The sequence below is a fragment of the Mesorhizobium sp. WSM3224 genome, from assembly GCF_000427725.1.
Classification (GTDB): Bacteria; Pseudomonadota; Alphaproteobacteria; order Rhizobiales; family Rhizobiaceae; genus Mesorhizobium.
Genome location: NZ_ATYO01000008.1, coordinates 260,444 through 285,351, shown reverse-complemented (window position 1 = coordinate 285,351; position 24,908 = coordinate 260,444). Strand labels below are relative to the sequence as shown.

At 64.7% G+C, this 24,908-nt stretch carries 22 protein-coding genes and 1 riboswitch; of the genes, 11 read left to right on the top strand and 11 right to left on the bottom strand.

Annotated features, from left to right (window positions below; translation table 11 throughout):
• From gfa to YU3_RS0116910, 6 genes are all read left to right on the top strand, one after another.
• Positions 1–450: S-(hydroxymethyl)glutathione synthase (gfa, locus tag YU3_RS0116935; protein ID WP_027167368.1), on the top strand; the 450-nt coding region annotated here is incomplete at its 5' end.
• Between the two features lie 62 nt (positions 451–512).
• Positions 513–980, top strand: coding sequence for a YaiI/YqxD family protein (locus YU3_RS0116930; RefSeq protein ID WP_027167367.1), 468 nt, complete (start codon positions 513–515; stop codon positions 978–980).
• Between the two features lie 27 nt (positions 981–1,007).
• On the top strand, positions 1,008–1,685 hold the full coding sequence (locus YU3_RS0116925; protein WP_027167366.1) for a DUF1345 domain-containing protein: 678 nt from the start codon (positions 1,008–1,010) through the stop codon (positions 1,683–1,685).
• 102 nt (positions 1,686–1,787) lie between these two features.
• A complete protein-coding gene (locus YU3_RS0116920; RefSeq protein ID WP_036258696.1) occupies positions 1,788–2,660 on the top strand; it encodes a cytochrome b/b6 domain-containing protein in 873 nt (290 codons plus the stop codon).
• A gap of 1 nt (position 2,661) precedes the next feature.
• Positions 2,662–3,453 carry a molybdopterin-binding protein gene (locus YU3_RS0116915; protein WP_027167364.1) on the top strand — a complete coding sequence of 264 codons (792 nt, stop codon included), beginning with the start codon at positions 2,662–2,664 and terminating at the stop codon, positions 3,451–3,453.
• Positions 3,450–3,884, top strand: a complete 435-nt coding sequence (locus YU3_RS0116910; RefSeq protein WP_051333966.1) for a GNAT family N-acetyltransferase — start codon at positions 3,450–3,452, stop codon at positions 3,882–3,884. Before YU3_RS0116915 ends, YU3_RS0116910 begins: the two co-directional genes overlap by 4 nt.
• Here YU3_RS0116910 and YU3_RS0116905 read toward each other — a convergent pair.
• Positions 3,881–4,885: a hypothetical protein gene (locus YU3_RS0116905; protein ID WP_027167362.1), complete on the bottom strand. Its 1,005-nt coding sequence runs from the start codon at positions 4,883–4,885 to the stop codon at positions 3,881–3,883. The genes YU3_RS0116910 and YU3_RS0116905 overlap by 4 nt on opposite strands.
• A 210-nt stretch (positions 4,886–5,095) precedes the next feature.
• Positions 5,096–5,182, top strand: a riboswitch (glycine riboswitch).
• Between the two features lie 149 nt (positions 5,183–5,331).
• Between YU3_RS0116905 and gcvT the strand changes: the two genes are divergently transcribed.
• From gcvT to gcvP, 3 genes are read left to right on the top strand one after another with little or no spacing between them, the layout of a single operon-like run.
• Positions 5,332–6,432 carry a glycine cleavage system aminomethyltransferase GcvT gene (gene gcvT, locus YU3_RS0116900; protein WP_027167361.1) on the top strand — a complete coding sequence of 367 codons (1,101 nt, stop codon included), beginning with the start codon at positions 5,332–5,334 and terminating at the stop codon, positions 6,430–6,432.
• Between the two features lie 7 nt (positions 6,433–6,439).
• Entirely contained in the window at positions 6,440–6,808 is a 369-nt protein-coding gene (gene gcvH, locus YU3_RS0116895) for a glycine cleavage system protein GcvH (RefSeq protein WP_027167360.1), read from the top strand.
• A 16-nt stretch (positions 6,809–6,824) separates the two neighbouring features.
• Positions 6,825–9,632 (top strand): aminomethyl-transferring glycine dehydrogenase, encoded by a 2,808-nt coding sequence (gcvP, locus tag YU3_RS0116890; protein ID WP_027167359.1) that lies wholly within the window; start codon positions 6,825–6,827, stop codon positions 9,630–9,632.
• Positions 9,633–9,646: 14 nt separating this feature from the next.
• Here the strand turns inward: gcvP and YU3_RS36685 are convergent, their stop codons facing one another.
• The 9 genes from YU3_RS36685 to cpaB form a co-directional block, all read right to left on the bottom strand.
• A complete protein-coding gene (locus YU3_RS36685) occupies positions 9,647–10,822 on the bottom strand; it encodes a GGDEF domain-containing protein (RefSeq protein ID WP_036258693.1) in 1,176 nt (391 codons plus the stop codon).
• Positions 10,823–10,997: 175 nt separating this feature from the next.
• On the bottom strand, positions 10,998–11,471 hold the full coding sequence (locus tag YU3_RS0116880) for a tetratricopeptide repeat protein (protein WP_027167358.1): 474 nt from the start codon (positions 11,469–11,471) through the stop codon (positions 10,998–11,000).
• Positions 11,472–11,771: 300 nt separating this feature from the next.
• On the bottom strand, positions 11,772–12,734 hold the full coding sequence (locus tag YU3_RS0116875) for a type II secretion system F family protein (RefSeq protein WP_027167357.1): 963 nt from the start codon (positions 12,732–12,734) through the stop codon (positions 11,772–11,774).
• A gap of 1 nt (position 12,735) precedes the next feature.
• Positions 12,736–13,701 (bottom strand): type II secretion system F family protein, encoded by a 966-nt coding sequence (locus YU3_RS0116870; protein ID WP_027167356.1) that lies wholly within the window; start codon positions 13,699–13,701, stop codon positions 12,736–12,738.
• A gap of 4 nt (positions 13,702–13,705) precedes the next feature.
• Positions 13,706–15,127 (bottom strand): CpaF family protein, encoded by a 1,422-nt coding sequence (locus YU3_RS0116865; RefSeq protein ID WP_027167355.1) that lies wholly within the window; start codon positions 15,125–15,127, stop codon positions 13,706–13,708.
• Entirely contained in the window at positions 15,124–16,338 is a 1,215-nt protein-coding gene (locus tag YU3_RS0116860) for a response regulator/pilus assembly protein (protein WP_027167354.1), read from the bottom strand. Before YU3_RS0116860 ends, YU3_RS0116865 begins: the two co-directional genes overlap by 4 nt.
• Before the next feature lie 13 nt (positions 16,339–16,351).
• A complete protein-coding gene (locus tag YU3_RS0116855) occupies positions 16,352–16,627 on the bottom strand; it encodes a hypothetical protein (RefSeq protein WP_027167353.1) in 276 nt (91 codons plus the stop codon).
• Positions 16,628–16,631: 4 nt separating this feature from the next.
• Positions 16,632–17,999, bottom strand: a complete 1,368-nt coding sequence (locus YU3_RS0116850; protein ID WP_245273526.1) for a type II and III secretion system protein family protein — start codon at positions 17,997–17,999, stop codon at positions 16,632–16,634.
• Between the two features lie 106 nt (positions 18,000–18,105).
• Positions 18,106–19,020, bottom strand: a complete 915-nt coding sequence (cpaB, locus tag YU3_RS0116845; protein WP_027167351.1) for a Flp pilus assembly protein CpaB — start codon at positions 19,018–19,020, stop codon at positions 18,106–18,108.
• 254 nt (positions 19,021–19,274) lie between these two features.
• On the opposite strand from cpaB, the gene parE reads away from it, so the two are divergent.
• On the top strand, positions 19,275–21,329 hold the full coding sequence (parE, locus tag YU3_RS0116840; RefSeq protein ID WP_027167350.1) for a DNA topoisomerase IV subunit B: 2,055 nt from the start codon (positions 19,275–19,277) through the stop codon (positions 21,327–21,329).
• Positions 21,330–21,368: 39 nt separating this feature from the next.
• Positions 21,369–23,450 (top strand): FUSC family protein, encoded by a 2,082-nt coding sequence (locus YU3_RS0116835; RefSeq protein ID WP_027167349.1) that lies wholly within the window; start codon positions 21,369–21,371, stop codon positions 23,448–23,450.
• 237 nt (positions 23,451–23,687) lie between these two features.
• Here YU3_RS0116835 and YU3_RS0116830 read toward each other — a convergent pair whose 3' ends face one another.
• Positions 23,688–24,809: a DUF2336 domain-containing protein gene (locus YU3_RS0116830; RefSeq protein WP_027167348.1), complete on the bottom strand. Its 1,122-nt coding sequence runs from the start codon at positions 24,807–24,809 to the stop codon at positions 23,688–23,690.
• Positions 24,810–24,908: the final 99 nt, after the last annotated feature.

Here is a 24,908-nt window from a genome sequence, read left to right as displayed (position 1 = left end):
CAGATCGCCCACAATCATGCCTGCGGCTGCACCAAATGCTGGAAGCCGGACGGCGCGATATTCTCGGTGGTTGCGGTCGCCGGCACAAGCGATGTCACCGTCACCGAGAACGGCGACAAGCTGAAGGTGGTCGATCCGGCAGCGCTGATCCAGCGCCATGCCTGCACCGGCTGCGGCGTGCACATGTACGGCCCGGTCGAGCGCGACCATGCCTTCAAGGGCCTGTCCTTCATCCATCCGGAACGCTTCGAGGAGGACGGCTGGTCGCCGCCGGGCTTTGCCGCGTTTGTCTCCTCGATCATCGAATCCGGCGTCGACCCGAGCCGCATGGCCGGCATTCGCGGCCAGCTGAAGTCGATCGGGCTCGAACCCTATGACTGCCTCAACCCCGGCCTGATGGACTATATCGCCACCTGGACCGCAAAGAAGACGGGAGCCCTGGCGGCCTGACAATCGCGAATTTCATGCAAAGGGCCGGCCAGCGCCGGCCCTTTGCACATTTGGAGAGACGATTGCCCTTACCCACCATCTATGTCGACGCCGATGCCTGCCCGGTCAAGGCCGAGGTCGAGAAGGTCGCGGAGCGCCATGGCGTCGTCGTCACCCATGTCTCCAATGGAGGCCTGCGTCCGTCGCGCGATCCGATGATCCGCAACGTCGTCGTCTCCAAGGGCGCGGATGCCGCGGACGACTGGATCGTCGAGAACGCCAGGGCCAACGACATCGTGGTGACGGCCGATATACCGCTTGCCGCGCGCACGGTGGCGCTCGGCGCGCATGTGCTTGGTCCCACCGGCCGCCCCTTCACGCCGGAGACCATCGGCATGGCGGTGGCGATGCGCGACCTCAAGCAGCATCTGCGCGAGACCGGCGAAAGCCGGGGTTTCAACGCCAGCTTCACGCCAAAGGACAGGTCGCAGTTCCTCGGCGAGCTCGACCGCATCTTGCGGCGTGCCTTGAAATCCGTCACACCGGACTGATCCGAACGCCTTTCAGGAGGCCGGGCCATGGGTGACGACACATCCCTCAAGACGCCGATGCATCGGCACATGCAGTTCGCTCTGGCCGCGGCCATCGGCATCGTCGCCCTGCTGCTTGCCTTGCTGCTGCGCGCGCCGCTGCCCTACTCGATCGGCGCCAACGTGTTTTTTGTGAGCTATATCGCTCTGGTGCTCGCCTTGATGCCGAGCCTTACCGGCCGCTATCTCAGCAAGAACGCGCGCGCGACCGACCTGCCCGTATTGCTGATCTTCGCCGTCACGCTCTTCGTCGTCGGCGCGGCCATAGTCTCGCTGTTCCTGCTCATCAACCAGAAGGATGCGGCGCATTCCCTGCAACTCGTCTTTGCCATGCTGTCGATCCCGCTCGGCTGGTTCACCATCCATGCCATGGCGTCGCTGCACTACGCGCATGTCTATTGGAAGGATGGCGACGGGATCGACGAGAAGACCCAGAAGAAGATACCGGTCGGCGGCCTCGATTTTCCCGGCGGCAAGCGGCCGGAAGGTTGGGATTTCCTCTATTTCGCGACAGTGATCGGCATGACGGCGCAGACCGCCGACACGGCCGTCACCACCTCGCAAATGCGCCTTGTCGTGCTCGTCCATTCGATCCTGACCTTTTTCTTCAACACGGTGATCGTTGCGGCGGCGGTCAATCTCGCGGTCAGCCTGGGCGCCTCGTAATAAAACCGTGATCGCATGAAACATTGCCTTGCGCGGTGACGTATTGAGAGGAAGACAATGACTTGAAGAGGCCGCGAGCGATCACGCGGCTGGAGGACGAGAATGGACTCTGCTGCCTCGAGCCAACCCGCCGCCCAGAAGGACGCGAAGAACGCGACCCTCATCTACCGGCAGTCGCGCTGGACACGGCTGACGCACTGGCTGTGGGCACTCGCGCTGTTCTTCATGCTGCTGTCCGGTTTGCAGATCTTCAACGCGCGCCCGCAGCTCTATGTCGGCAAGGAGTCCGGCTTCGGATATGACAACACCATCCTCCAGATCGGGGCCGAGAATACCGATAAGGGACCGCGCGGCTTCACCGAAATCTTCGGGCATCGCTTCGACACCACCGGCGTGCTCGGCTGGTCGGGCCCCCCTGGCCAGGAGACGCCGCGCGCCTTCCCGGCCTGGGCGACGATCCCGTCCTATTACGACCTCGGCACAGCGCGCGTCGTGCATTTCTTCTTCGCCTGGGTGCTGAGCGCAACGCTGCTTATTTGGCTGGTCGCGAGCCTTATCAACGGCCATATCCGTCGCGATCTGGCGCCGCGTGTCGAGGATCTGCGCAAGCTGCGGCGCGATATCGTCGACCATGCGAAGCTGAAATTCCACCACACCCGCGAATACAACACGCTCCAGAAGATGGCTTATGGCGGCGTGCTCTTCGTGCTTCTGCCGCTGATGATCGTCACCGGCCTCGCTATGTCGCCGAGCATGGATTCGGTGCTGCCCTGGCTCAACGAAATCCTTGGCGGCCGGCAGACGGCGCGCACCATCCACTTCACCGTCATGGTGCTGCTCGTGCTTTTCTTCGTCATCCACATCCTGATGATCCTCGCCGCCGGCCCGATCAACGAGCTGCGCTCGATCATCACCGGCTGGTATCGCACCGACCCGCCCGCAAAGCATGAAAAGCCAACCGAGAGGAGCGTCTGACATGGCAAAATTCCAGATCAGCCGTCGCAAGTTTTTGACCGCCAGCAGCCTTGGCCTGTCCGGCATCGCTCTGTCCGGCTGCGATGCCTTCGACAGCGGCCTCGGCATCGGCGGCGGGCTGCGCAGCTTCCTCGAAAATGCCAATGGCCTGACCTGGCGCGCGCAACGCCTGCTTGCCGGTCGCGATGCGCTGGCGCCGGAATTCACCGAGGCCGACATCCGCCAGCCACAGCGGCCAAATGGTGTCACAGCGCCCGACGATGACACCTACAAGGGTCTGCTCGCCAACAATTTCGCCGACTGGCGCCTGGAAGTTACCGGTCTTGTCGAGAAGCCGCTGTCGCTGACACGCGAGCAGCTCCAGAACATGCCGAGCCGCACCCAGATCACCCGCCATGACTGCGTCGAAGGCTGGAGTTGCATCGCCAAATGGACCGGCACGCCGCTGTCGCTGGTGCTCGACCAGGCAGTGGTGAAGCCGCAGGCCCGCTACGTCATGTTCCACTGCCTCGACACGATCGAGCAAAGCCTGTCCGGCGACATCAAATATTACGGCACGATCGACCTGATCGACGCCCGCCATCCGCAGACGATCCTGGCCTATGGCCTCAACGGCAAGCCGCTGCCGGTCGAGAACGGCGCGCCGCTGCGCGTGCGCGTCGAGCGCCAGCTTGGCTACAAGATGCCGAAATATGTCTACAGAATAGAGCTGGTCGACAGCTTCGCCACTATCGGCGGCGACCGCGGCGGCTATTGGGAGGACAACGGTTACGACTGGTATGGCGGGATTTGACGGCCCCTCGCCTGCGGGCCGAACACGATCTTCCGGCAGCCGAGCTTGGCGCCATCGAGGAGCAGCTCAACAGCGGCAACCGGCGGCTAACGGGGCGCAATGACGACCGCAACCTCGTCTATGTGCTGCGAGACGAGGCGGGGCGCGCGATCGGTATCGCCGCCGGTTATTCCTGGGCCGGCATCGCCGAGCTCGAGCTGATGTGGGTCGATGAGAGCTGTCGAGGGTTTGGCCATAGCGGAAAGCTACTCGATGCCTTTGTCGCCGAGGCCGCCGCGCGCGGCGCGCGGCGAATATGGGTTTCGACCCATGACTTCCAAGCGCCCGGCCTCTACGAAAAAGCCGGCTTCGAGCGCATGGCCGAATTGACAGGATGGCCCGAAGGCCATTCCAACATCATCCTTTGCAAGACGATTGTTGAGAGCGGCTAAGCCACTTTCTCAAGCAGCGGCTTTAGCGCCGGATGGATTTCCGGCGAAGCGTGCTTGATCAGCGTCAGCAGGGCGCGTTCGTTGTCGCGCAGCGGCCGCTGGCCGCCGCCGACGCGCTCGACCAGCCATTCGGCCTCGTCGGCGTCGACCGTCTCGGCGCGGCGGGCAAGCGCTTCGGCTGCCCGGTTCCTGGCTTCCCATCCAGCCTCGATATCGCCGGGCGAATGATAGGCTTCGAGGATCGCGGCAAACCCGCCCGAGACCATCCGGCTGAAGAAACCGCCAAGCGTCGGCGCGGCCTCGTCGAGGAAGTTTCCGTGGCGCAGCGCCGCTTCGCGAGTCGGCGGCTCGTAGCCGGCCGAGCACATGACATAGTTGGCGATCGCCTTGACGAAGAGGTCGTTCCAGGACGGGTCGTTGTCGATGGCCGCGGTCCGGTCATTGATCCTGAACAGGACCTCCGCCTCGACCTTGCTGATGGCGATATTGCCGTCGCCGCCATAGGCATAAAGGATGCGGCGCAGGAGATCGACCTCGGCCTTGGCGATATGGCCGGGAACCAGGCTGCCGCCTTGCATAAGCGGACCCTTGCCGTCGACCACCGCATGTGCGACCTGCTCCAGCGCATAGGCTGAAAGCTGTCCTGGCGAGGATTTCGCTTCCTCCAGTACATGCACCAGCAGTTCGAGCTCGGTGCGGCTGTCGACCATGCCGTCGCGTGAGACGGTGCGGACCAGCCAGTCGGCATTCTGCTCGGAGATATAGCCTTCCGGCTTTTCCTGGCGGACGATGTAGTCGGTCACGGCCTCGACAAAGAACGGCGCCCATTCGCCGCACTTGTCGCGCGCCGTCTGGTCGAGCGCGAACAGCGCCTCCGCCTCGCCGCGGCTCACCACGCCGTCCGCGAAAACCTCGCGCCGCAGCATCGTCACGTCCTCGGCCGTGATCTTGTTTTTCGAGGTCAGCCCCGCCACCGGAGCGCTCATGATCAATTCGCCCATCTGCCATCCCTGCCCGTCGCCTGTTGCCGGCGAACTTAATGCGTCATCGCAACAGTATGTCAGGAGTGTCTTGAGAAACCGGCAAACGGCGTGGTTAGCGAAGACTTGTCGGCCAAGCGCGGTGCAGCGTGCTTTAGATGTCGCTGGGAGGTGACAAGGTGTCGCCGACGGGCTATGGATGGCGCGTCGAGGGCTCAGGTGACTGAGTCCTACCTGTTTGCGGGAGAGAACAGCGCAAGCTGTCGCCGAAGGGGAAATCGCCCGAAATCTCTCAGGCAAAAGAACCGTGGACGGGGAAGACAACTCTGGAAAGTCGGGAATCTTCCCGCGCCGAAGGTGTAAGCGCTGCCGACAGAGTTACGGGGCGCAAGTCTCTCAGGCTTCAGACAGAGGGGCACGACTAGGCCGCATTTTGCGGTCGATTGCCGTGCGACTCTGGAGAAGACATGACCGACGAAGACACCAGGCATCTACCCCTCGAGGATTTTCATCAGGTCGCAGGCGCGCGTTTCGGCGCCTTCGCCGGCTGGTCGATGCCGCTCACCTACCCGCCCGGCGTGATGAAGGAACACCTGCACACGCGCGAGCATGCCGGCCTGTTCGACATCTCGCATATGAAGCTTTTTGCGCTCAGCGGTCCGGCCGCCACGGCGTTGCTGAACCGCGCCTGCCCGCTTGACGCCGGCGCGCTGGAAATCTCGCAGTCCAAATACACCTTCTTCCTCAACGAGGCGGCAGGCATCATCGACGACCTGATCGTGACGCGCCTTGGCGACGACCGCTTCATGGTGGTGGCCAACGCCGGCAACGCCGTCGAGGACGAAAAGCACCTTCTGACGCTCGCCGCGGATTTCGACGCCAGGGTGGAGCCGCTCGACCGTGTATTCCTGGCGATCCAGGGTCCGGACGCCTGGGCGGCCCTTGCGCGCACCGGCGTCGAGACCGGCTCGCTGCTCTTCATGCATGGTACCGAGCCCCGGCAAACCTGGTTCATGAGCCGCTCTGGCTACACCGGCGAGGACGGGTTCGAGATCGGCCTGCCGGAAGCGGATGCCCGCGATCTCGTCGCCAGGCTCCTGGAAGACGAGCGCGTGCAGTGGATCGGCCTTGCCGCCCGCGACAGCCTGCGCCTCGAGGCCGGGCTCTGCCTGCATGGCCAGGACCTGACGCCCGAGATCGATCCGGCAAGCGCCGGCCTGATGTGGGCGATCCCCAAGGAGGTCCGCGCCGCCGGCCATTTCATCGGCGCCGACGCGCTGCGCTCGATCCTGGAGCGCGGGCCGGTGCAGAAGCGCGTCGGCCTGAAGCCGGACGGGCGCCAGCCGGTGCGCGCCGGCGCGGCGCTCATCGATGCCGACGGCCATCCGGCCGGCCATGTCACGTCCGGAGGTTTCGGCCCTTCGACCGGCCACCCGGTCGCCATGGGCTACGTCAACACCGCGCTTGCCAAACCCGGCACAAAACTCTTCGCCGATGTCCGCGGGACGAAAATCCCGGTCGACGTCACGCCCCTGCCCTTCACCCCGCATCGCTACCGCAAAGGATGATTTCCAGATGGCAAAGACCTATTTCACTGAAGATCATGAATGGCTCCGCGTCGAAGGCGGCGTCGCTACTGTCGGCATCACCGACTATGCGCAGGAACAGCTCGGCGATCTCGTCTTCGTCGAGCTGCCGGAAATCGGCCGCAAGCTCGCCAAGGGCGATACCGCCGTCGTCGTCGAATCCGTCAAGGCGGCATCGGACGTCTACGCGCCGGTCGACGGCGAGATCACCGAGGCCAACGCCACATTGTCCGCCGACCCCTCGCTGGTCAATTCGGCGGCGACCGGCGACGGCTGGCTCTGGAAGATGAAGCTGGCCAACGAAAGCCAGCTCGACAGCCTCATGGATGAGGCCGCCTACAAAGCCCATATCGGCTGATATCAGGATTTTGGAAATGACCGCAGCACCTATTCCCTTCTCCGCCCGCCACATCGGCCCCGGCGTCAGCGACGTCAGGGCAATGCTCGCCACCATCGGCGTTCCATCCGTCGAAACGCTGATCAGCCAGGCGGTGCCGAGATCGATCCGCCTCGACCTGCCGCTCGACCTGCCCGCGCCGGCGAGCGAAGCGGAAGCGCTGGCCGAATTGTCGGCGATCATGGCGAAGAACACGGTGCTGAAGAGCTTCATCGGCGCCGGCTATCACGGCGTCTTCGTGCCGCCGGTCATTCAGCGCAACCTGTTCGAGAACCCCGCATGGTACACGGCCTACACACCCTACCAGGCCGAGATCAGCCAGGGCCGGCTGGAAATGCTGTTCAACTTCCAGACCTTGGTCGCTGAACTCACCGGCCTGCCGGTGGCGTCGGCCTCGCTGCTCGATGAAGCCACCGCCGTCGCGGAAGCTGTCGGCATCGCGCTGCGCCACCACCGCGACAAGCGCACCAAGGTAGCACTTGCCGGCACGCCGCATCCGCAGACACTGGATGTCGTGCGCACCCGCGCCGAGCCGCTCGGCATCGAGGTCGACGGCGAGACGATCGACGACAACACCGCCGCGCTGCTCGTCTCGTGGCCGGACACGTTCGGCGTCTACGGCGATCACAAGGCGGCAATCGAAAAGGCCCGTGCCTCCGGCGCTTTGGTCGTCTTCATAGCCGACCCGCTGGCGCTCACCCTGACCGACGCTCCGGCAGCGCTTGGCGCCGATATCGCCGTCGGCCCGATGCAGCGCTTCGGCGTGCCGATGGGCTTCGGCGGTCCGCACGCCGCCTATTGCGCCGTTTCCGACAAATTGACCCGCCTGATGCCCGGCCGCCTCGTCGGCCAGTCGACGGACACCAAGGGCCGCCCCGGCTACCGGCTGGCGCTGCAGACGCGCGAGCAGCATATCCGCCGCGACAAGGCCACCTCCAACATCTGCACGGCGCAGGCGCTGCTGGCCAACATGGCGACGGCCTATGCGATCTGGCATGGCCCCGCCGGCCTGCAGGCGATTGCCGGTCATGTCCACGGGCTGGCCGACCGCCTTGCTTCCGGCCTCGAGGCCGCGGGCGTTGCCGTGCTCGGCGCGAGCCGCTTCGATACGGTGACGGCGCAGGTGAAAGGCAAGGCCGCTTCGCTTGCCCAAGCCGCCGAGAAGACCGGCCGGCTGCTGCGCGTCATCGATGCCGACCATGTCAGCATCGCCTTCGACGAAACCTCGACGCAAGCCGATCTCGAGGCGATCGCCGGCCTCTTCGGCGCCAAGCCGGGCGCGGAACGCGGCTCTATGCCCGGCAAGCCGCGCGGCAAGGAGTTCCTGACCCAGCCGGTCTTCCATGAGAACCACTCCGAAACCGAGATGATGCGCTTCCTGCGCCGGCTGGCCGACAAGGACCTGGCGCTCGACCGCACCATGATCCCGCTCGGATCCTGCACCATGAAGCTCAATGCCGCCGCCGAGATGATGCCGGTGAGCTGGCCGAATGTCGCCAACCTGCATCCCTTCGCGCCGGCCAGCCATTCGGCTGGCTACCGCGCCATGGCCGGCGACCTTGAGGTTTGGCTGTCGGAGATCACCGGTTTCGACGCGGTCAGCCTGCAGCCCAATGCCGGCAGCCAGGGCGAATATGCCGGCCTGCTCGCCATCCGCGCCTATCACCGCGCGCGTGGAGAAGGCCATCGCACCGTCTGCCTGATCCCGTCTTCCGCGCATGGCACCAATCCGGCGAGCGCGGCGATGGCCGGCATGAGCGTCGTCGTCGTGCGCTGCCTGGACGATGGCAACATCGACATGGACGATATGAGGGCCAAGGCCAACGAGCATTCCAAGAACCTGGCAGCGCTGATGTTCACCTACCCGTCGACGCACGGCGTCTACGAGGAAGGCGCGCGTCACCTCTGCGCGCTGATCCACGAGCATGGCGGCCAGGTCTATTTCGACGGCGCCAACCTCAACGCCCTGGTCGGCCTCGCCCGCCCCGGCGATATCGGCGCCGACGTCTGCCACATGAACCTGCACAAGACCTTCTGCATCCCGCATGGCGGCGGCGGCCCGGGCGTCGGTCCGATCGGCGTCAGGGCGCATCTGAAACCCTATCTGCCGGGCCATGTCACGGAAGGCTCGGCGCATGCCGTGGCGGCGGCACCCTTCGGCAGCGCTTCGATCCTGCCGATCACCTGGATGTATATCCGCATGATGGGCGGCTCCGGCCTTAAGCAGGCGACCGAGACGGCGATCGTTTCGGCCAACTATGTGGCGACGCGGCTCGCGCCGCACTACCCGCTCCTCTACAAGGGCCGGAGCGACCGCATTGCGCACGAGTGCATTCTCGACACCCGCGTGCTCAAGGAGAGCGCCGGCATCAGCGTCGACGACATCGCCAAGCGCCTGATCGACTACGGCTTCCACGCGCCGACAATGTCGTTCCCGGTTGCCGGCACACTGATGGTCGAGCCGACCGAGTCCGAGCCGAAGCGCGAGCTCGACCGCTTCTGCGAGGCGATGATCGCCATCGCCGGCGAGGCGGCGAAAGTGGCCAAGGGTGAGTGGCCGTCCAACGACAACCCGCTGGTCAACGCCCCGCACACCGCGGCGGAAGCGCTTGCCGGTGAGTGGAAGCATCCCTACTCGCGGCTGGAGGCGGCCTATCCTGCGGGCGACGCCGATCTGGCGGCGAAATACTGGCCGCCGGTCTCGCGCATCGACAACGTCGCCGGCGACCGGAATCTCGTCTGCTCCTGCCCGCCGCTGTCGGAATATCTCGGCGCCGCAGAGTAGACACTGACGTTTGCTCAGGCCGAACGTAGCGCCGGCCCGGCGTCGGGCTGGTCCGCCTTGTCGTCCTGGGCGATGACGCGGTTGCGCCCTGCGCGCTTGGCCGCATAAAGCGCCGCGTCGGCTTGCGCCAGCACTTCGTCCAGGGAGCGGCCCGCGGCCGAGCCGAATCCCATGCCGCCGCTGACGCTGCTGCGCAGCGGGCCGCGATGGGTCGGGACGATCTCGGTGCCGAAAGCGACGCCGATCCGGCTTGCCGTGTCATGCGCCTTTTCCGGCGTCACGCGCGACATGACGAGCGCGAATTCCTCGCCGCCCAGCCGGAAGGCATCGACCCCCGACTTGCCGTACTTCTTGATCACCGCAGCGAAGCGGCAAAGAACCTGATCGCCGACGGGATGGCCGAAGACGTCGTTGGTCGTCTTGAAATGATCGAGGTCGAACATCGCGATCGCCATGAACGGACCGAAGCTGCGATCGCCGTAAAGCTCGTTGAGCGCCCTGCGGTTCATCAGGCCGGTCAGCGGATCGGTCATCGTCTCGGCCTTGAGCTCGATCTGCGCCTGCAGATGGTGCAGCGAAAGCGTCAGCGCGCCGAGGCCGGTCATGCAGGCGACCGCGATGACGGAGTTCAACCGCTCCGCCCAATTGTCGGGCGCGGCGCCAAGCACCCAATGCCCGTGGACGAGCAGTTCCAGGGCACATAGCGCGAAGGACAGGCCGCAGGCTCCGCTGAGGAAGGAGACGACCAGGAGGATGCGGCGGTCATGATCGCCCTTCATCCAGAACATCGTTCCGATCGCCGCGAGCAGCGCCGTCACGGCCGCGTAGGTGATCTGGAAGCCGATGCCATCGAAACCGAGATAAGTGACGATGGCGCAGGCGGCCATCGCAGCCAGCGTCGGCGCGACGGCGCGGCGGAAGTCGCGGAAGCCGAGATACTGCATGGCCGACATGCAGATGACCAGGAACCCCAGGGTCAGCAGCGCGAGCACGACCTGACACAGCCAGGGGCTGGCATCCCTGGTGTAGCGCCAGAACGCGACGACGTGGGCGACGAGCACGAAGATGCCGCAGGCAACCGTAAGCACGAAGCGCGCCCGCGGCGTGGTGAGCCAGATCGCAAACATGGTGATGCTGAGGCAGGTGCCCGACAGTGCCGCCGCGAGCAGGAGCGAACTGAAATCCAACATCGGTGAAGAACTGCCTCTAGCGAGTGCCCGTCGCCCCTCAATGTAGGCAGGCGGCGGTGGGCGCAAACCGTTTTCGGCGGATGCCCAACGCTACCTCGATACAGGGTTTACAAAGCGTCGACACGTGAGGCGAAATCCCTTGACAGTACACGGGATACGAGAATCTGGAGCACGATCAGCCCTTGTCGAGCAGCGCCAGATTGGCATCGACCACCGTCCGGTCGGCCATGCCGGCCTTGGCCTCGAGCAGCAGCGCGCGCGCCTTTTTCTTGTTGCCGCGCAGAAGCTGCGAATAGCCCATATTGTTGACGATCTGCGGCTTGCGCCCGGCGACCTTCAGCAGCTGCGCATAGGCGCGGTCGGCGAAGTCGAAGCGGCCGAGCTCGTCATAGGACGCGGCAAGCCCCATCCAGGCCTCGGCATTGTCGGATTTGAGCTCGACCGCCTTGCGGAAATGCTGTTCGGCAAGGCCGAAATTCGCCTCGCGGAACTGCGCCTTGCCTTCGACGAGGTCGCTGGCGCTGACATCCTTGGTCACCGGCTGGATCGCCGTGGTTTTGGTCGTGTCGACGTTTGCGTCCGTCGTGCAGCCGGTGATCATCAAGACGGCCGCCAACGCCGCCGCTGCCCTGGGAAGTCTCTGACGCATGCCCCTGCCCCATCGCCCGATTTGCCGGGTCGTTCTTCAGGAAAGACCATACAGCGGAGCGATTAAGCTTCGGTGCCGAAACGAAGCTAAATTTCGGTTGCATGCCAAGGATGCGTTAACCAGTGCTGCACCCTGAGCCATGCCCAGATTCAGGTCAGGCCGAGTCGAAAACGGTGGCTTCCGAGAACCGGCCTACGCCGACCGTAGCTTTCAAAGGGCGGAGACATTTATGAGGGCTTCGGCCGGCGAAGGCCGGAAGCGCAGGAAGCCGCCATTTGCAGGCCGGGCTCACCTGAATCCCTAGTGCGCCGTGAGTTTCACGATGATCGGTATGATGGCGATCATCAGCACCACCGGCAGGATGCAGACCGTCACCGGGACCGACATCTTGGCCGGCAAGGCATGTGCCTTCTCCTCGGCCAGCGACATGCGCTTGTGCCGCATTTCGTCGGAAAAGACGCGCAGCGAGCCCGACAGGCTGGTGCCGAGTTCCTTGGATTGCTGCAGCAGCGTGGCGAAGGAGCGCACCTCGTCGAGGCTGAGGCGGTCGGCGAGCGCCTTCAGCGCGTCGTCGAGGCTGCGTCCGGCGCGCAATTCCAGCGACACCAGCATCAGGTTCTGGCTGAGCGACGGATAGGTCCTGGCAAGCTCTTTAGAGACTCGCTCGATCCCCGCCTCCATGCTCATGCCGGCATCGGAGCAGACGATCATCAGATCCATGAAGTCGGGAAAGCCGTTGCGGTATTCGCGCATCTTTTCCCGAACCTTCTGCGTCAGCACCAGGCCAGGCAGGAAATAGCCGCCGGCGCCGGACAGGATAATGAAGGTCCAGCGGCTGGTCATGGTCGACTCGGCGCTCGCCGCCCAATGATTGATGAGGAAGGCGCCGAGCGCCCCGCCGACCAGGGTACCAAAACGGACCAGGAAGAACATGCCGACGGCGCGCGGCTCCATATAGCCGGCCTGGATGAGCTTCATGCGCAGCCGCGCGACATTTTCCGGGTCGCTCTTGGCATAGAATTCCTGTGCCCGTTTCATCGCCTTCTCGCGCACGGCATTGGTGTTCTTCTTAGGCGTGGGCTCGACCTGCTCGACCGGCCGCACTGCCTCCACCTTCAGCCGGCGCTTGACGTCGCTGCGATCGCCCTTGGCAAGCACCAGCGGCCAGGCGACAGCGCCGCCGCCCAGCACAAGAAGCAGCACGGCAACCGGCATCAACGAGGCCGGTGCGAGCGAAGCGAGGAAGCGGATGACGTCTTCCATCTCAAAACCTGAAATTCGACATCTTGAACATGATGGCGTTGCCGAGCAGCAGCCAGATGATGGAGCCGCTCAGCATGTACCAGGTCTTCGGCACGTCCCAGACATCTCGGTAGAACTGCGGCATCAGCACCATGATGGCGGTGAACAGAAGCGCCGGCACCGCGGTCAGGATATAGGCCGACATGCGGCCTTCCGTCGAAATGGCGCGCACCTTGCGGCGCAGCTTGCCGCGATCGCGGATCGTCGCGGACAGGCCGTCCAGGATCTCGCGCAGATTGCCGCCCGAACTGCTCTGGATAGACACCGCCGTGACGAACAGCGGCAGGTCCTCGTGACCCACGCGGTCGAACAGGTTGTTCAGCGCCGAGACCAGGTCGGAGCCATAGGTCACCTCGTCGGCGACGACGCCGAACTCGGTGCCGATCGGGTCGGCCATTTCGCGCGACACCATGGCAACGGCCACCGGCACCGGATGGCCGGCCTTCAGGCCGCGCGTGATCAATTCAAGCGCCTCGGGCAGTTGCACGCCGAACCGCTTGTGCCGGCGCTTGCGCATGAAGCGCATTGCCATCACCGGCAGCACCGGCAGCAACACCAGAAGCAGGATCAGGCCGAACAAGAGCGGCAAGCCCTTCCAGATCGCCAAAAGCGCCAGCGCGAGAGCGATCCCCGATGTGATCATCAGGAACTTCGGCATCGGCGTGGTCATGCCGGACTGCGTGCGCAGGGCGCGGAAGCGGTCCGGCGAAAAGATGGAGGTGGCACCGTCGATCCCGCGCTCCTTGCGAAGCTGGATCAGGACCTGCTCCTGGCTGATCTTGTTCTCCGCGAGTTTCATGCGGCGGTTGATCGCCGTGCGCTTGTCGCTGCGCCCGGCATAAAGCAGGTAGCAGCCCTCGGCGATCATGATGCCGGTGAGCGCCGCCGCTGCGTACACGACGTAGATCGGGCTGAAACCCTCCAACACCGGCCTAGTCCTGCGGCCGGCCGGGCTCGAAATACCTGCCCGGGAATTCGATGCCCATGTTGCGCAGGTCCTCGAGGAAGCGCGGACGGATACCGGTCGCCTCGAAGTGGCCGAGGATCTTGCCGTCCGCCTCCATGCCGGTACGCACGAAGCGGAATATCTCCTGCATCTGGATGACGTCGCCTTCCATGCCGGTCACCTCGGCGACGCTGGTCACCTTGCGCTTGCCGTCGGAAAGGCGCGTCAGCTGGACGATGATGTCGAGGGCGCTGGAAATCTGGCTGCGGATCGACTGCACCGTCATCGGCATGCCGGTCATGCCGAGCATCTGTTCCAGACGCGAGATGGCGTCACGCGGCGTGTTGGCATGGATGGTGGCCATCGAGCCTTCATGGCCGGTGTTCATCGCCTGCAGCATGTCGAAGGCTTCCTCGCCGCGGCACTCGCCGAGGATGACGCGGTCAGGACGCATGCGCAGCGCGTTCTTGACCAGGTCGCGCTGCTTCAACTCGCCATGGCCTTCGATGTTGGCCGGGCGCGTCTCCATGCGCGCCACATGCGGTTGCTGCAATTGCAGCTCGGCCGCGTCCTCGATAGTGATCAGGCGCTCGTCTTCCGGAATGAAAGCAGACAGTGCGTTGAGCATCGTCGTCTTGCCGGTGCCGGTGCCGCCGGAGATGATAGTGGTCTTGCGGGCATGCACCGCCGCCGCCAGCACCTCGGCCATGTTCTGGGTGATGGCGCCGAATTCGACCAGCTTGTGCAGGCCGAGCTTGTTCTTGGAAAATTTGCGGATCGACACCAGCGGGCCGTCGACGCCGACCGGGCGGATGGCGGCGTTGAAGCGCGAACCGTCGAGCATGCGGGCGTCGACCATCGGCTGCGATTCATCGACGCGGCGGCCGACAGCCGCGACGATTTTGTTAATGATTCGAAGCAGATGCGCTTCATCCTTGAATGGGATGTGGACCTGCTGCAGCTTGCCGCGCTTTTCGACGAAGCAGTTCTGGTGGCCGTTGATCAGGATATCGTTGATCTCAGGGTCCTTGAGCAGCGGCTCCAGCGGGCCGAGCCCGACCATCTCGTCGACGATGTCGTCGACCAGCGAGTCGAGCTCGGCGATGTTGATCGCCATCCGCTCCTCGCGCGTCTTTTCCGAGACGAACTCATGCACCTGCCGGCGCATCTCATCCTTGGGCAGCCGCTCCAGCGCCACGAGGTTGATCTCTTCGAGCAGCATGCGATGGATACGCACGCGCGCATCGAGCACCTTGTTTGCACTTTTTGCCGGCGCGGCTTCAGGCTTCGGCGGCGCTGGCTTGCGGGTCGTCGGAATGACCACGGCATGGTGTGCGACGGGCGCTGGTTCGGGCGCCCGCAGCGGGCGGACGTCGCGGCTCTGCAGGTTGGAAAAACGACTGGTCATCCTGCCTTCCTCTTCAGCAAGCCCTTGCCCAGGCCGAACAGCGACTTCGACCTGACCGCGGTCTGGACGGCCTCTTCCGGCAGGATGATCTTCTTCAGGTCGTTGACGACATTGGCGTTGGGGTCGATGGCGTGCAGCGGCACGCCGCGGTCGACGGCCTCGCGCACCAGCCGGTAGTTGTTGGAGATGCCTCCGACGAAATGCTCGCCGAGTATGTCCTGGACATCGGCCGCCTTGATGCCGCTGTCGAACATCTTCTGCTCGAAGCGGTTGACGATGACGTTCGGCTTCACTTCCTTGCCGGCGGTCTCATAGACGGCCTGGATGAGACGCTGCGTGTGGCGCAGGCAAGGTACCGTCATCTCGGCGACGATATAGAGCTTGTTGGAGCCCAGCAGCACCGTCTCGGTCCAGGGGAACCAGGTGCGCGGCATGTCGATGACGACATTGTCGAAATAAGCCGCCACCAGGTCGAGCATGCGCACCACCACATCGGTCTTGAACGAGCGCATGTCCGAGGGGCGCGTCGGCGCTGCAAGCACGCACAGCCCGCTCGCATGCTTTGACAGCATCACGTCGAGCAGCTGCCGGTCGAGGCGTTCCGGCTGGTTCTCGATTTCGGTGATGTCGAAGCGCGGTTCGAGGTCGAGATATTCGGCGCAGGCGCCCTGCTGGAAATTGAGGTCGACCACGCATGTCGAGGCGCCGCGCGTCACCGAATGATGCAGCTGGAAGGCCGTCTGCAAGGCGAGCGTGGTGGTGCCGACGCCGCCGGCGGCCGGCATGAACGTATAGATGTGCGATTCGGTGTTTTCTTCCCGCCCCGGCCCCTGCAGCGCACGGATGGCAGAGCGCACGAGGTCTGCCGTCGTAATCGGCTTGACCAGGAAATCGGCGACCTTGAGCTGCACCAGGATGCGCACCGCCGCCGCGTTGAATTCCTGGGTGACGACGACCACCGGAATGCGGCCCTCCAGCCGGCGCATGACGCGCTGCAGCGACTCGATCTCTTCGAGCTTCGCCGCATCCATGTCGACGATGACCGTGCCGAAATCCGCCTCGAGGATCTCGCCGCGCAGCTCGTTGATGCTTTTCTCGACCGTCAGAAGCTCGATGACCTCGGACGCGGTGAAGGCTGTGCGCGTGTCCTGCACAAACGCCCTGTCGGTGGAAACGAGCAGGATCTTCTTGGTCTTGGTACCAGATGCCATCGTCGTCAGCCCATCAGTCCGATGTCGTTGATGATGATGTCGTCGGTGCCGGCCCGGAGCCGGCTTTCGCACCGACGGCAGCGCTCTCGGAACCCGGACGCTGGGCCGGCACCAGAAGCCTGGTGTTCTGCACACCGTACTTCCAGGGATCGACCATCTGCATGGCCGTGTTGGCCGCCTGCGCGTTGCCGACGCCCGGCGTCACGCCTTCGGTGCGCACATAGTCGTCGCTGGTGCAGCCGCTGGCGAACCCGGTCAGCAATAGAACAGTCCAAAGGGCGGTGCGCATGGCCTTAGTCCTTCGGCAGGTCGAGGAAGTGGCCGGACGTGCTGGCGGCCACCGGGCGGGCGGCGCTGCCGTCGGCCAGCGCCACCGGGCGCTTCGGCGCTGAGGCGTCCACCTCGTCGGTGTTGTTGAGGAAGTAGTCGGCAGGACTTGCCGGCTGGGTGCCATCGGTCGGTACGGCCATCTTCTTCGACGGATCGACCGGCTTGACCAGGTAAGGCGTGACGATGATCACCAGATCGGTCTCGCGGCGCTGGTAGGATTTCGAGGAGAACAGCGGACCGAGCACCGGCAGCCTGCCTATGCCCGGCACCCGCGATGTCGTGATGTCGTTCTGCGACTGGAGAAGACCGGCGATCATGAAGCTCTGGCCGTTCTTGAGGTCGACCGATGTCCTGGCGCGGCGCACGATGAAGGCCGGAATGGAAATGCCGCTGCTGACCTGGATGGAAGCAGACGGGTCGATCGAGGACACTTCCGGCGCGATGTCGAGGCTTACCAGCCCGTCCTTCAGCACAGTAGGCGTGAAATCCAGGCCGACGCCGTATTTCTTGTAGGTGACGCTGATCTTGCCATTGTCTTCGGAAACCGGGATCGGGAACTCGCCGCCGGCAAGGAAGCTCGCCGTCTGGCCCGAACGTGCAATCAGGTTCGGCTCCGCAAGCCGCCGCGCCAGACCGCGTTCCTCGAGCGCCTTGATGGCGATGTCGATTGAAACGCCGTTCGACAGCAGGCTGCCGATAATCTCGCCTGTTCCGGCAGCCGTCAGGTCTCCCCCGCCCGGGTTCAGCACGACTTTGCGGTTGCCGATGCCATAGGCGAAATTGGCGGCGTATTTGGCGCCGAGATCCTGGCCGGCCTGGCGGTTGATCTCGACGAAGCGGACGTTGAGCTGCACCTGTTGCGAGGATGAGATGTTGACCGAGTTGATGACTTCCTCGTTGCCGGAAAAGCGCGACGCGATCTTGCTGGCCTTGTCAGCGGCGACCGCATCGTCGGCCTCGCCCGACAGCACGACGCGGCCGTTTGCCGAACCGACCTTGATCTTGGCGTCGGGCACGCTGGCGCGGATGGTGCTGGCCAGTTGGTCGGTGTCCAGCGTCACCTCGATATCGATGGTGCCGACTAGCTGCTTGTTCTGGTCGAACAGGGCGATACCGGTGGTGCCCAGATTGTTGCCCAGGACGTAGAAGGACTTGTCGGTCAGCGGGTTGACGTTGGCTATCTCCGGATCGCCGATGACGATCTGGTAGAAGGCGGCACTCGTCATGATGGTCTTCGGCTTGCCCTTGGCGACCTTGATCGAGGCGTTCTTGTTCGCCGAAACATAGACGACATCGTTGTCCGCCCTTGCCGGCGCGGTGAAGCCAGGCATCGCCAGCAACGCCGCCAGCGTGATCGCGCCGAGAAGGCGCCATCCTCCGGTCGTCCGAAATGCATCAAACCCAAACATCTTGCCCCGTCCCGCCGGTCCCCACCGGCTATTGCTGCAGTTCCTGCGGCGGTTCCCGTGAGGGAACCTTGTATTCCTCGACCTTTTCGCCACGCGTCACGATCACTGTCTTGAATTTCGGCTCGTCCGATTCCTTGGTCACCGCATTGACCAGCGACGCGGCGCTCGCCTGCGCGTCTGCGGCAACCGAACCGCCGAAGGACGAGATGGTCGTAAGCCCACTATTGCTGGCGGTTGCGTCCGCGGCCGACCGCAGCGACAACGACAGCGTGCCGACGGTACGGGCAAGCGCCACTTTCTGCGCCCCTTCGTTGGTCACCTCGAGGGTGACGGAATTGGCGACCTGCGGCTCGGTCTTGCGCTCGTCGGCGCCCTGTCCGACCGAAAGCACCTTGGCGTCGGAGACGACGATCTCGGACGTGACCGTCGAGCCGGCAGCGCCCTGAGCATTCTTGGACACTTCCTGGATGTCCCCCGCGTCACGCGTCAGGACGACGTCGACACGATCTCCCGGCGTGATGAAGCCGCCGACACCGGCGATTTCGTCGGTGCGGACGGTGACGGCCCGCATCCCCGCCGACAGCATGTTGGAAAGCGTGGCGCGACCGTTCGGTCCCGACAGCTTGGTGAGCAGCACCGGCTCGTTGACCTCGATCGGCGACAGCACCACCCGGTTGCCGTCGGCAAGCAGCTTGTCGATGGTCGGGAAGGCGCCTTGCGGCACGGAATCCTGCGGCCACGGAATCTCGGCGAGTTGCGGCCGAGCGAGCTCCATGCCGTAGCGCAGCGGCGCTTGAGCCACCACGATGGTCTTGAACTCGATCTTGGGCTGTTGCGGCGCCGCGACGACCTTGACCTCGGGTTGGGCCCTCGCCTGGCTCTTGACCCAGAAGTCCGCCGCAAAGATCGAGATCGCGCCGAAGACGGCGGCGATGCCGATCATGGTTATGGCCCTGCCCCTCACAACGAAACCCCTGACGCCCGTGGTCTTTTGTTAGTTGGGCTTGACGCTAGGCATCATTGTTAAAGAATCAGGAATACCGGGGCGCCCGGACCGCTCTATTTCGGCCGGCTTGGTTATCGAATGGTTTTGGAATAAGAGACAGTTTGATCCCTGAACGGAACAGGAACTCGTTCGCCCGCCAAAAGCGTGGCAGTATCGGCGAGTGATTCGCATTACCGGACGCTAGGCCCAGCATGGACGACAGCAACGACCTTTTCGGCAAGATGGAAAAGCCGGCGCAGCCGGTGCGCGCACCGTCGCGCCCCGCCGATCCGCTCGTGCAGGCCGCCAAGCGTCCGGCCGCCGCCCGCGACGCCAGCGAAAGCTACAGTGCGGCCGATATCGAGGTGCTGGAAGGGCTCGAGCCGGTCCGACGCCGTCCAGGCATGTATATCGGCGGCACCGACGACAAGGCGATGCATCACCTGTTCGCCGAGGTCATCGACAATTCGATGGACGAGGCGGTGGCCGGCCACGCCACCTTCATCGACGTCGAGCTCTCCGCCGACGGCTTCCTGACCGTCACCGACAATGGCCGCGGCATCCCGGTCGATCCGCATCCGAAGTTCAAGAAACCGGCGCTCGAAGTCATCATGACGACGCTGCATTCGGGCGGCAAGTTCGACTCGAAGGTCTATGAGACTTCCGGCGGCCTGCACGGCGTCGGCATTTCGGTCGTCAACGCGCTGTCCGACCACCTCGAGGTCGAAGTCGCGCGTGGCCGTCAGCTCTACCGCCAGCGTTTTTCGCGCGGCATCCCGGTCAGCGGTCTTGAGCATCTCGGCGAGGTCCACAACCGTCGCGGCACGAAGACCCGTTTCCATCCCGACGAGCAGATTTTCGGCAAGGGGGCCGCCTTCGAACCGGCGCGCCTCTATCGCATGACGCGCTCGAAAGCCTATCTTTTCGGGGGCGTCGAGATCCGCTGGACCTGCGATCCGTCGCTGATCAAGGAAAAGGACCAGACACCGGCCAAGGCCGAATTCCATTTCCCCGGCGGCCTGAAGGATTATCTCAAGGCGACCCTCGGCGACGAATTCCAGGTCACGCGTGAGATTTTCGCTGGCAAGAGCGACAAGCAGGGCGGTCACGGTTCGCTGGAATGGGCCGTGACATGGTTCGGCGGCGATGGCTTCCTCAACTCCTACTGCAACACCATTCCGACCGCAGAAGGCGGCACGCATGAGGCCGGCTTCCGCAACGTTTTGACGCGCGGACTTCGCGCCTATGCCGACCTGATTGGCAACAAGCGCGCCTCGGTCATCACCACCGAAGACGTCATGATCTCGGCAGCGGGCATGCTGTCGGTGTTCATCCGCGAGCCTGAATTCGTCGGCCAGACCAAGGACAGGCTGGCGACGATCGAGGCGATGCGCATCGTCGAAAACGCCATCCGCGACCCGTTCGATCACTGGCTGGCGGACAATCCGCAAGAAGCCTCGAAGCTTCTGGAGTGGGTCATCGCGCGTGCCGACGAACGCGTGCGGCGCCGCCAGGAGAAGGAAGTCTCACGCAAGAGCGCGGTGCGCAAGCTGCGCCTTCCGGGCAAGCTCGCCGATTGCACGCAGAATGCCGCAGCCGGCGCCGAAATCTTCATCGTCGAGGGCGACTCGGCCGGCGGCTCGGCCAAGCAGGCGCGCGACCGCGCCAGCCAGGCGGTGCTGCCGCTGCGCGGCAAGATCCTCAACGTCGCCAGCGCCGGCAACGACAAGCTTGCCGCCAACCAGCAGATCTCCGACCTGATCCAGGCGCTCGGCTGCGGCACGCGCTCGAAATATCGCGACGAGGACCTGCGTTACGACCGCGTGATCATCATGACCGACGCCGACGTCGATGGCGCGCATATCGCGTCGCTGTTGATCACCTTCTTCTACCAGGAGATGCCGAACCTGATCCGCGGCGGCCACCTCTTCATGGCCGTGCCGCCGCTCTATTCGATCAGGCAAGGCGGCAAGGTCGGCTATGCCCGCGACGACGCGCACAAGGACGAGTTGCTGCGCACCGAATTCACCGGGCGCGGCAAGGTCGAGATCGGCCGCTTCAAGGGGCTCGGCGAGATGATGGCCGCGCAGCTCAAGGAGACCACGATGGATCCGAGGAAGCGCACGCTTCTCCGGGTCGACGTGAGCGAGGCCGAGCAGGCGACCAAGGATGCCGTCGACGCGCTGATGGGCACCAAGCCCGAGGCCCGCTTCCGCTTCATCCAGGAGCGCGCCGAATTCGCCGAGACGGACGTGCTGGATATCTGATCGTCTGCTGGTCCATAACAGGCCGGCACGGAGACGATTGTGACCTGGACGCGGCTGAAAGAGCTTGTCGAGACACCGTTAAGCGGTCTGACGCAGCCGACCCGTTCGGACTGGATTTTCGCCCTGCGCACGGTTTCGGCCGGGCTGATCGCGCTTCTTGCGGCCTACGCGCTGAAACTCGATCATCCGCAATGGGCGATGATGACGGTGTTCATCGTCGCGCAGCCGGTGGCCGGCATGGTGCTGGCGAAGGGCTTTTACCGGCTGCTCGGCACGCTGGCCGGCGGCCTGGCCGCGGTCGGCATCACATCGCTGTCCGGCGCCAATCCCTGGCTGCTGGTCACGGTGCTGGCGCTCTGGATTGGCGTCTGCACGCTCGTCTCGTCATTGCTGCGCAACCCGGAAGCCTATGGCGCGGCACTTGCCGGCTACACGGCGATGATCATCAGCCTACCGGCCCTCGGGCAGCCGATTGTCGTCGTCGACCTAGCCGTCGCGCGTTGCGCCGAGATCGTGCTTGGCATCGTCTGCGCCGGCGTGACCAGCCGGCTGATCCTGCCGAAGCTGGCGGCCGACGCCATCATCTCAAGGCTGAAGCGCAGCATCCTCGACCTCGCCGAATATGCCGGCGGCGCCTTTGCCGGCGGCGATCCGGCAAGCCTCGCCGCGCTCCAGCGCAAGCTGATCACCGACGCGCAGACGCTCGCCGAGATGCGCACCTATGCGCGGCTGGAGGCGCCGAGCTTCGCCACCCGCGCCCACCCGGTTAGGCGCACCATCGGTCAACTCCTGTGGGCGCTTTCGGCGGCGCGCGCGCTGCATAGCCATCGCAGGCCCAAGAACGCGGCGCTCATTCCCATGCGCAGCGAATTGAAAGCCTTTGTCGCCGAATTGGCGGCGACGCCCGGCGCGCTCGACGACACCGGCCCCTGGGTGGCACGGCTCGATGCGATTGCCGGTAAGGCAAGGGAAGTTCCGACCCTCCCCGACGACATCGGCCCCAACGATACTGGCGAAGACAAGGTAGGCACCATCACCCGCCTGACAATCGCCGGCGATTTCGCCGAGGCGCTGAAGCAGGTGATGCGCGGCCTTGACGCGCTTCGCTCGCCCGTCTCCCGGAAATCGAACGAGCGAAGCCAGCCGGCGCTGGTCGTCCACCGCGACTATCAGGCCGCATGGCGCAACGCCTTGCGCGCCGCGCTCGCGACATTGCTTGTGGCAATCTTCTGGCTGACGACCAAATGGTCGGAAGCAGCCGGCACCGTCATCCTCGTCGCCGTCGTCTCCAGCCTGTTTGCGGCGCGCCCCGATCCGGTGCAGTCCGCCTGGGGGTTCTTCACCGGCACGCTGATCGCGCTGCCTTTTGCCTTTCTCGTCGGCCAGGTTGCGTTGCCGGCGCTGCCCGGCTTCGGCTGGTTCACGCTCTTCGTCGTGCCGATCCTGGTGCCCGCGGCACTCGGCATGGCCAATCCACGCCATGTCGGCGTCGCCACCGCTTTCGCCATCAACTTCCTCGCCTTCCTCAGCCCGCATCAGCAGATGGTCTACGATCCAGGGCCGTTCTTCGCCGGCTCCGCCTCGATCCTGGTCGGCATCCTGATTGCCATCGGCGTCTTCATCGTCGTGCTGCCTGCCGATCCGTGGGTCACCGTGGAGCGCATCTCGCAAGCCATGCGCGAGGATCTGGCGCGGCTTTGCCTGCATGAGCGAATACCCCGGCGCTCGGCCTTCGAAAGCTTGGCCTACGACCGGATCAACCAGTTGATGCCGCAGGTCCAGCAGACGGGCCGCAAGGGCGACCCCGTCCTGGGCGGGAGCATCGCCGCCGTCACCGTCGGGCTGGAGGTGCTGCGTCTGCGCCACGCGCAGCTGAACTCCGCCATCCCGCACGAGACGGTCGAGTCAATCGGCAATTTCCTGCGCGGCCTGGCCCGCGAATTGCTGTTCCGACAGCCGGGCGAGCCGCAGACTGCGACAGTCGCGGTGGCGAGGCAATATGCAGCCAGCATCGCCGAACGCAGCGATCGGCTCGAGATGCTGCAGATCGCCGCCTCGCTGCGCATCATCGCCGCGGCGATGGAAGATTATCCGGATTTCTTTGCGAGGAGCCGCGCGTAGACCGATAAGGGCATGTCGAGATTCAGGTCAGGCCGAGTCGGAGTCGAAGACGGGCGCGAAGCGACCAAACTGGGTGGGTTCCGAGAACCGGAGCGGAGCGTACTTGAGTACGTGAGCACCGGCCTACGCCGGCCGTAGCCTTAATTTATGCGCCACGCCACCCACGAGTGCTTCGGCCGGCCGGAAGCGCAGGAAGCCGCTATTTGCAGGCCGGCCTCACCTGAATACCGACATGCCCTAAGCTGCAGCTATCGCCAGCGCATGCCCGCGCGCGTTTTCGCGCAGTGCGTCGAGATGGATCGACTTCACCAGCCCGGCGAGATCGCCCTCGGCGGATTGGCCGCCGAGTTCTTTCAACATCAGCCAGCTCACTTCCTGCACGCCGGCGACACGCCGGCCATTGGCGACCTCGCGCCAGATCTTGAGCGCACGCAGGATGATGCCGTGCGTCGCCGGCGCAAGTCCGGCGCTGCGGAACAGCGCTTGCAGCGCGACGTCATGCCCGCCGGCGAGAAGCGCCGTCACGCGCTGCTCGGACTGTTGAGCGAGCGCCACCAGCATCGAGCCGAAGAAGTCCACCTTGCCATGCGCGATGGTGCGGATGATGAAGCTTGCGGTGAGATCGCCGCGCAGTCTCAGATGCTCGATCAGCGCGGCATGCTCTTCCATGCGCGTTCCTTCGATCAGCGTCACCGAGGCTTTCACGCAAGCGTCGCGCATCACGCGATCGGCGCGCACGGCGCCCATCATCGCCAGCACCAGCGGCGAACCCTTCAGGGACTCGCCGAGCTTGACCAGCAGCATGTGCCGGCAATCGGCGGGCAGGCGCCGATCGGCAATCAGCGCCTCGCGCACCAGCGGCAGATGGCCATGCCGCTCGGCCATGCGGCGGAAGCTCAGCGAGGCAATCTCGGCGCCGCTGTTGCCGACCAGCGCGGCACAGGCTTCCGGCTCGCCGATCTCGGCGATTGCCGCCGCCAGCGACATCGAGACGACCGGACGGTTGGCGATAAGCTTCTGCGTCGCCTTCTGGCCGCAAGCGACGCGCTCGACCAGATCGGCATCGGTGAGCAGCGGCGAACGCGCCAGCACCAGCGCCGCCACTTCCGGCTGGTCGGCCGCCAAAGCGCTGATCACCTGCGGCGGCGCGTGATGGCTCATCGACAGCGCCTCGGCGAGCGCTAGGCGCACCTTGGAGGAAGCGTCATCCAAAAGCAGCGTGAGCGCCGCCTCGGCGGCGCAGCGATCCTCGAACGGCAGATCGGAATCGATATAGGCGCGCGCTAGCGCGCTCGCGGCGGCGGCACGCTCGGAAACCCTCGCCGTATCGATCCATTTTAGAAAGTGCGAAACAACCATGCCAACCAGCTACGCCCCTGCCGGAATGTTCCCGACCCCGTTGTGAACGGTAGGCTGCAAATGGTTTACGAACGGTTCACCATGTTTCTTAACCGGCTT

Coding starts and splice junctions, on each gene's coding strand:
- gcvT (WP_027167361.1), top strand. CDS start 5,332: ATGACCGACGAAGACACCAGGCATCTACCCCTCGAGGATTTTCATCAG.
- gcvP (WP_027167359.1), top strand. CDS start 6,825: ATGACCGCAGCACCTATTCCCTTCTCCGCCCGCCACATCGGCCCCGGC.
- gcvH (WP_027167360.1), top strand. CDS start 6,440: ATGGCAAAGACCTATTTCACTGAAGATCATGAATGGCTCCGCGTCGAA.
- cpaB (WP_027167351.1), bottom strand. CDS start 19,020: ATGATCGGCATCGCCGCCGTCTTCGGCGCGATCTCGATCTTTGCGGCG.
- YU3_RS0116925 (WP_027167366.1), top strand. CDS start 1,008: ATGGGTGACGACACATCCCTCAAGACGCCGATGCATCGGCACATGCAG.
- YU3_RS0116915 (WP_027167364.1), top strand. CDS start 2,662: ATGGCAAAATTCCAGATCAGCCGTCGCAAGTTTTTGACCGCCAGCAGC.
- parE (WP_027167350.1), top strand. CDS start 19,275: ATGGACGACAGCAACGACCTTTTCGGCAAGATGGAAAAGCCGGCGCAG.
- YU3_RS0116855 (WP_027167353.1), bottom strand. CDS start 16,627: ATGCGCACCGCCCTTTGGACTGTTCTATTGCTGACCGGGTTCGCCAGC.
- YU3_RS0116830 (WP_027167348.1), bottom strand. CDS start 24,809: ATGGTTGTTTCGCACTTTCTAAAATGGATCGATACGGCGAGGGTTTCC.
- YU3_RS0116860 (WP_027167354.1), bottom strand. CDS start 16,338: ATGGCATCTGGTACCAAGACCAAGAAGATCCTGCTCGTTTCCACCGAC.
- YU3_RS0116905 (WP_027167362.1), bottom strand. CDS start 4,885: ATGGGCGAATTGATCATGAGCGCTCCGGTGGCGGGGCTGACCTCGAAA.
- YU3_RS0116865 (WP_027167355.1), bottom strand. CDS start 15,127: ATGACCAGTCGTTTTTCCAACCTGCAGAGCCGCGACGTCCGCCCGCTG.
- YU3_RS0116875 (WP_027167357.1), bottom strand. CDS start 12,734: ATGGAAGACGTCATCCGCTTCCTCGCTTCGCTCGCACCGGCCTCGTTG.
- YU3_RS36685 (WP_036258693.1), bottom strand. CDS start 10,822: ATGTTGGATTTCAGTTCGCTCCTGCTCGCGGCGGCACTGTCGGGCACC.
- YU3_RS0116850 (WP_245273526.1), bottom strand. CDS start 17,999: ATGCCTGGCTTCACCGCGCCGGCAAGGGCGGACAACGATGTCGTCTAT.
- YU3_RS0116920 (WP_036258696.1), top strand. CDS start 1,788: ATGGACTCTGCTGCCTCGAGCCAACCCGCCGCCCAGAAGGACGCGAAG.
- YU3_RS0116880 (WP_027167358.1), bottom strand. CDS start 11,471: ATGCGTCAGAGACTTCCCAGGGCAGCGGCGGCGTTGGCGGCCGTCTTG.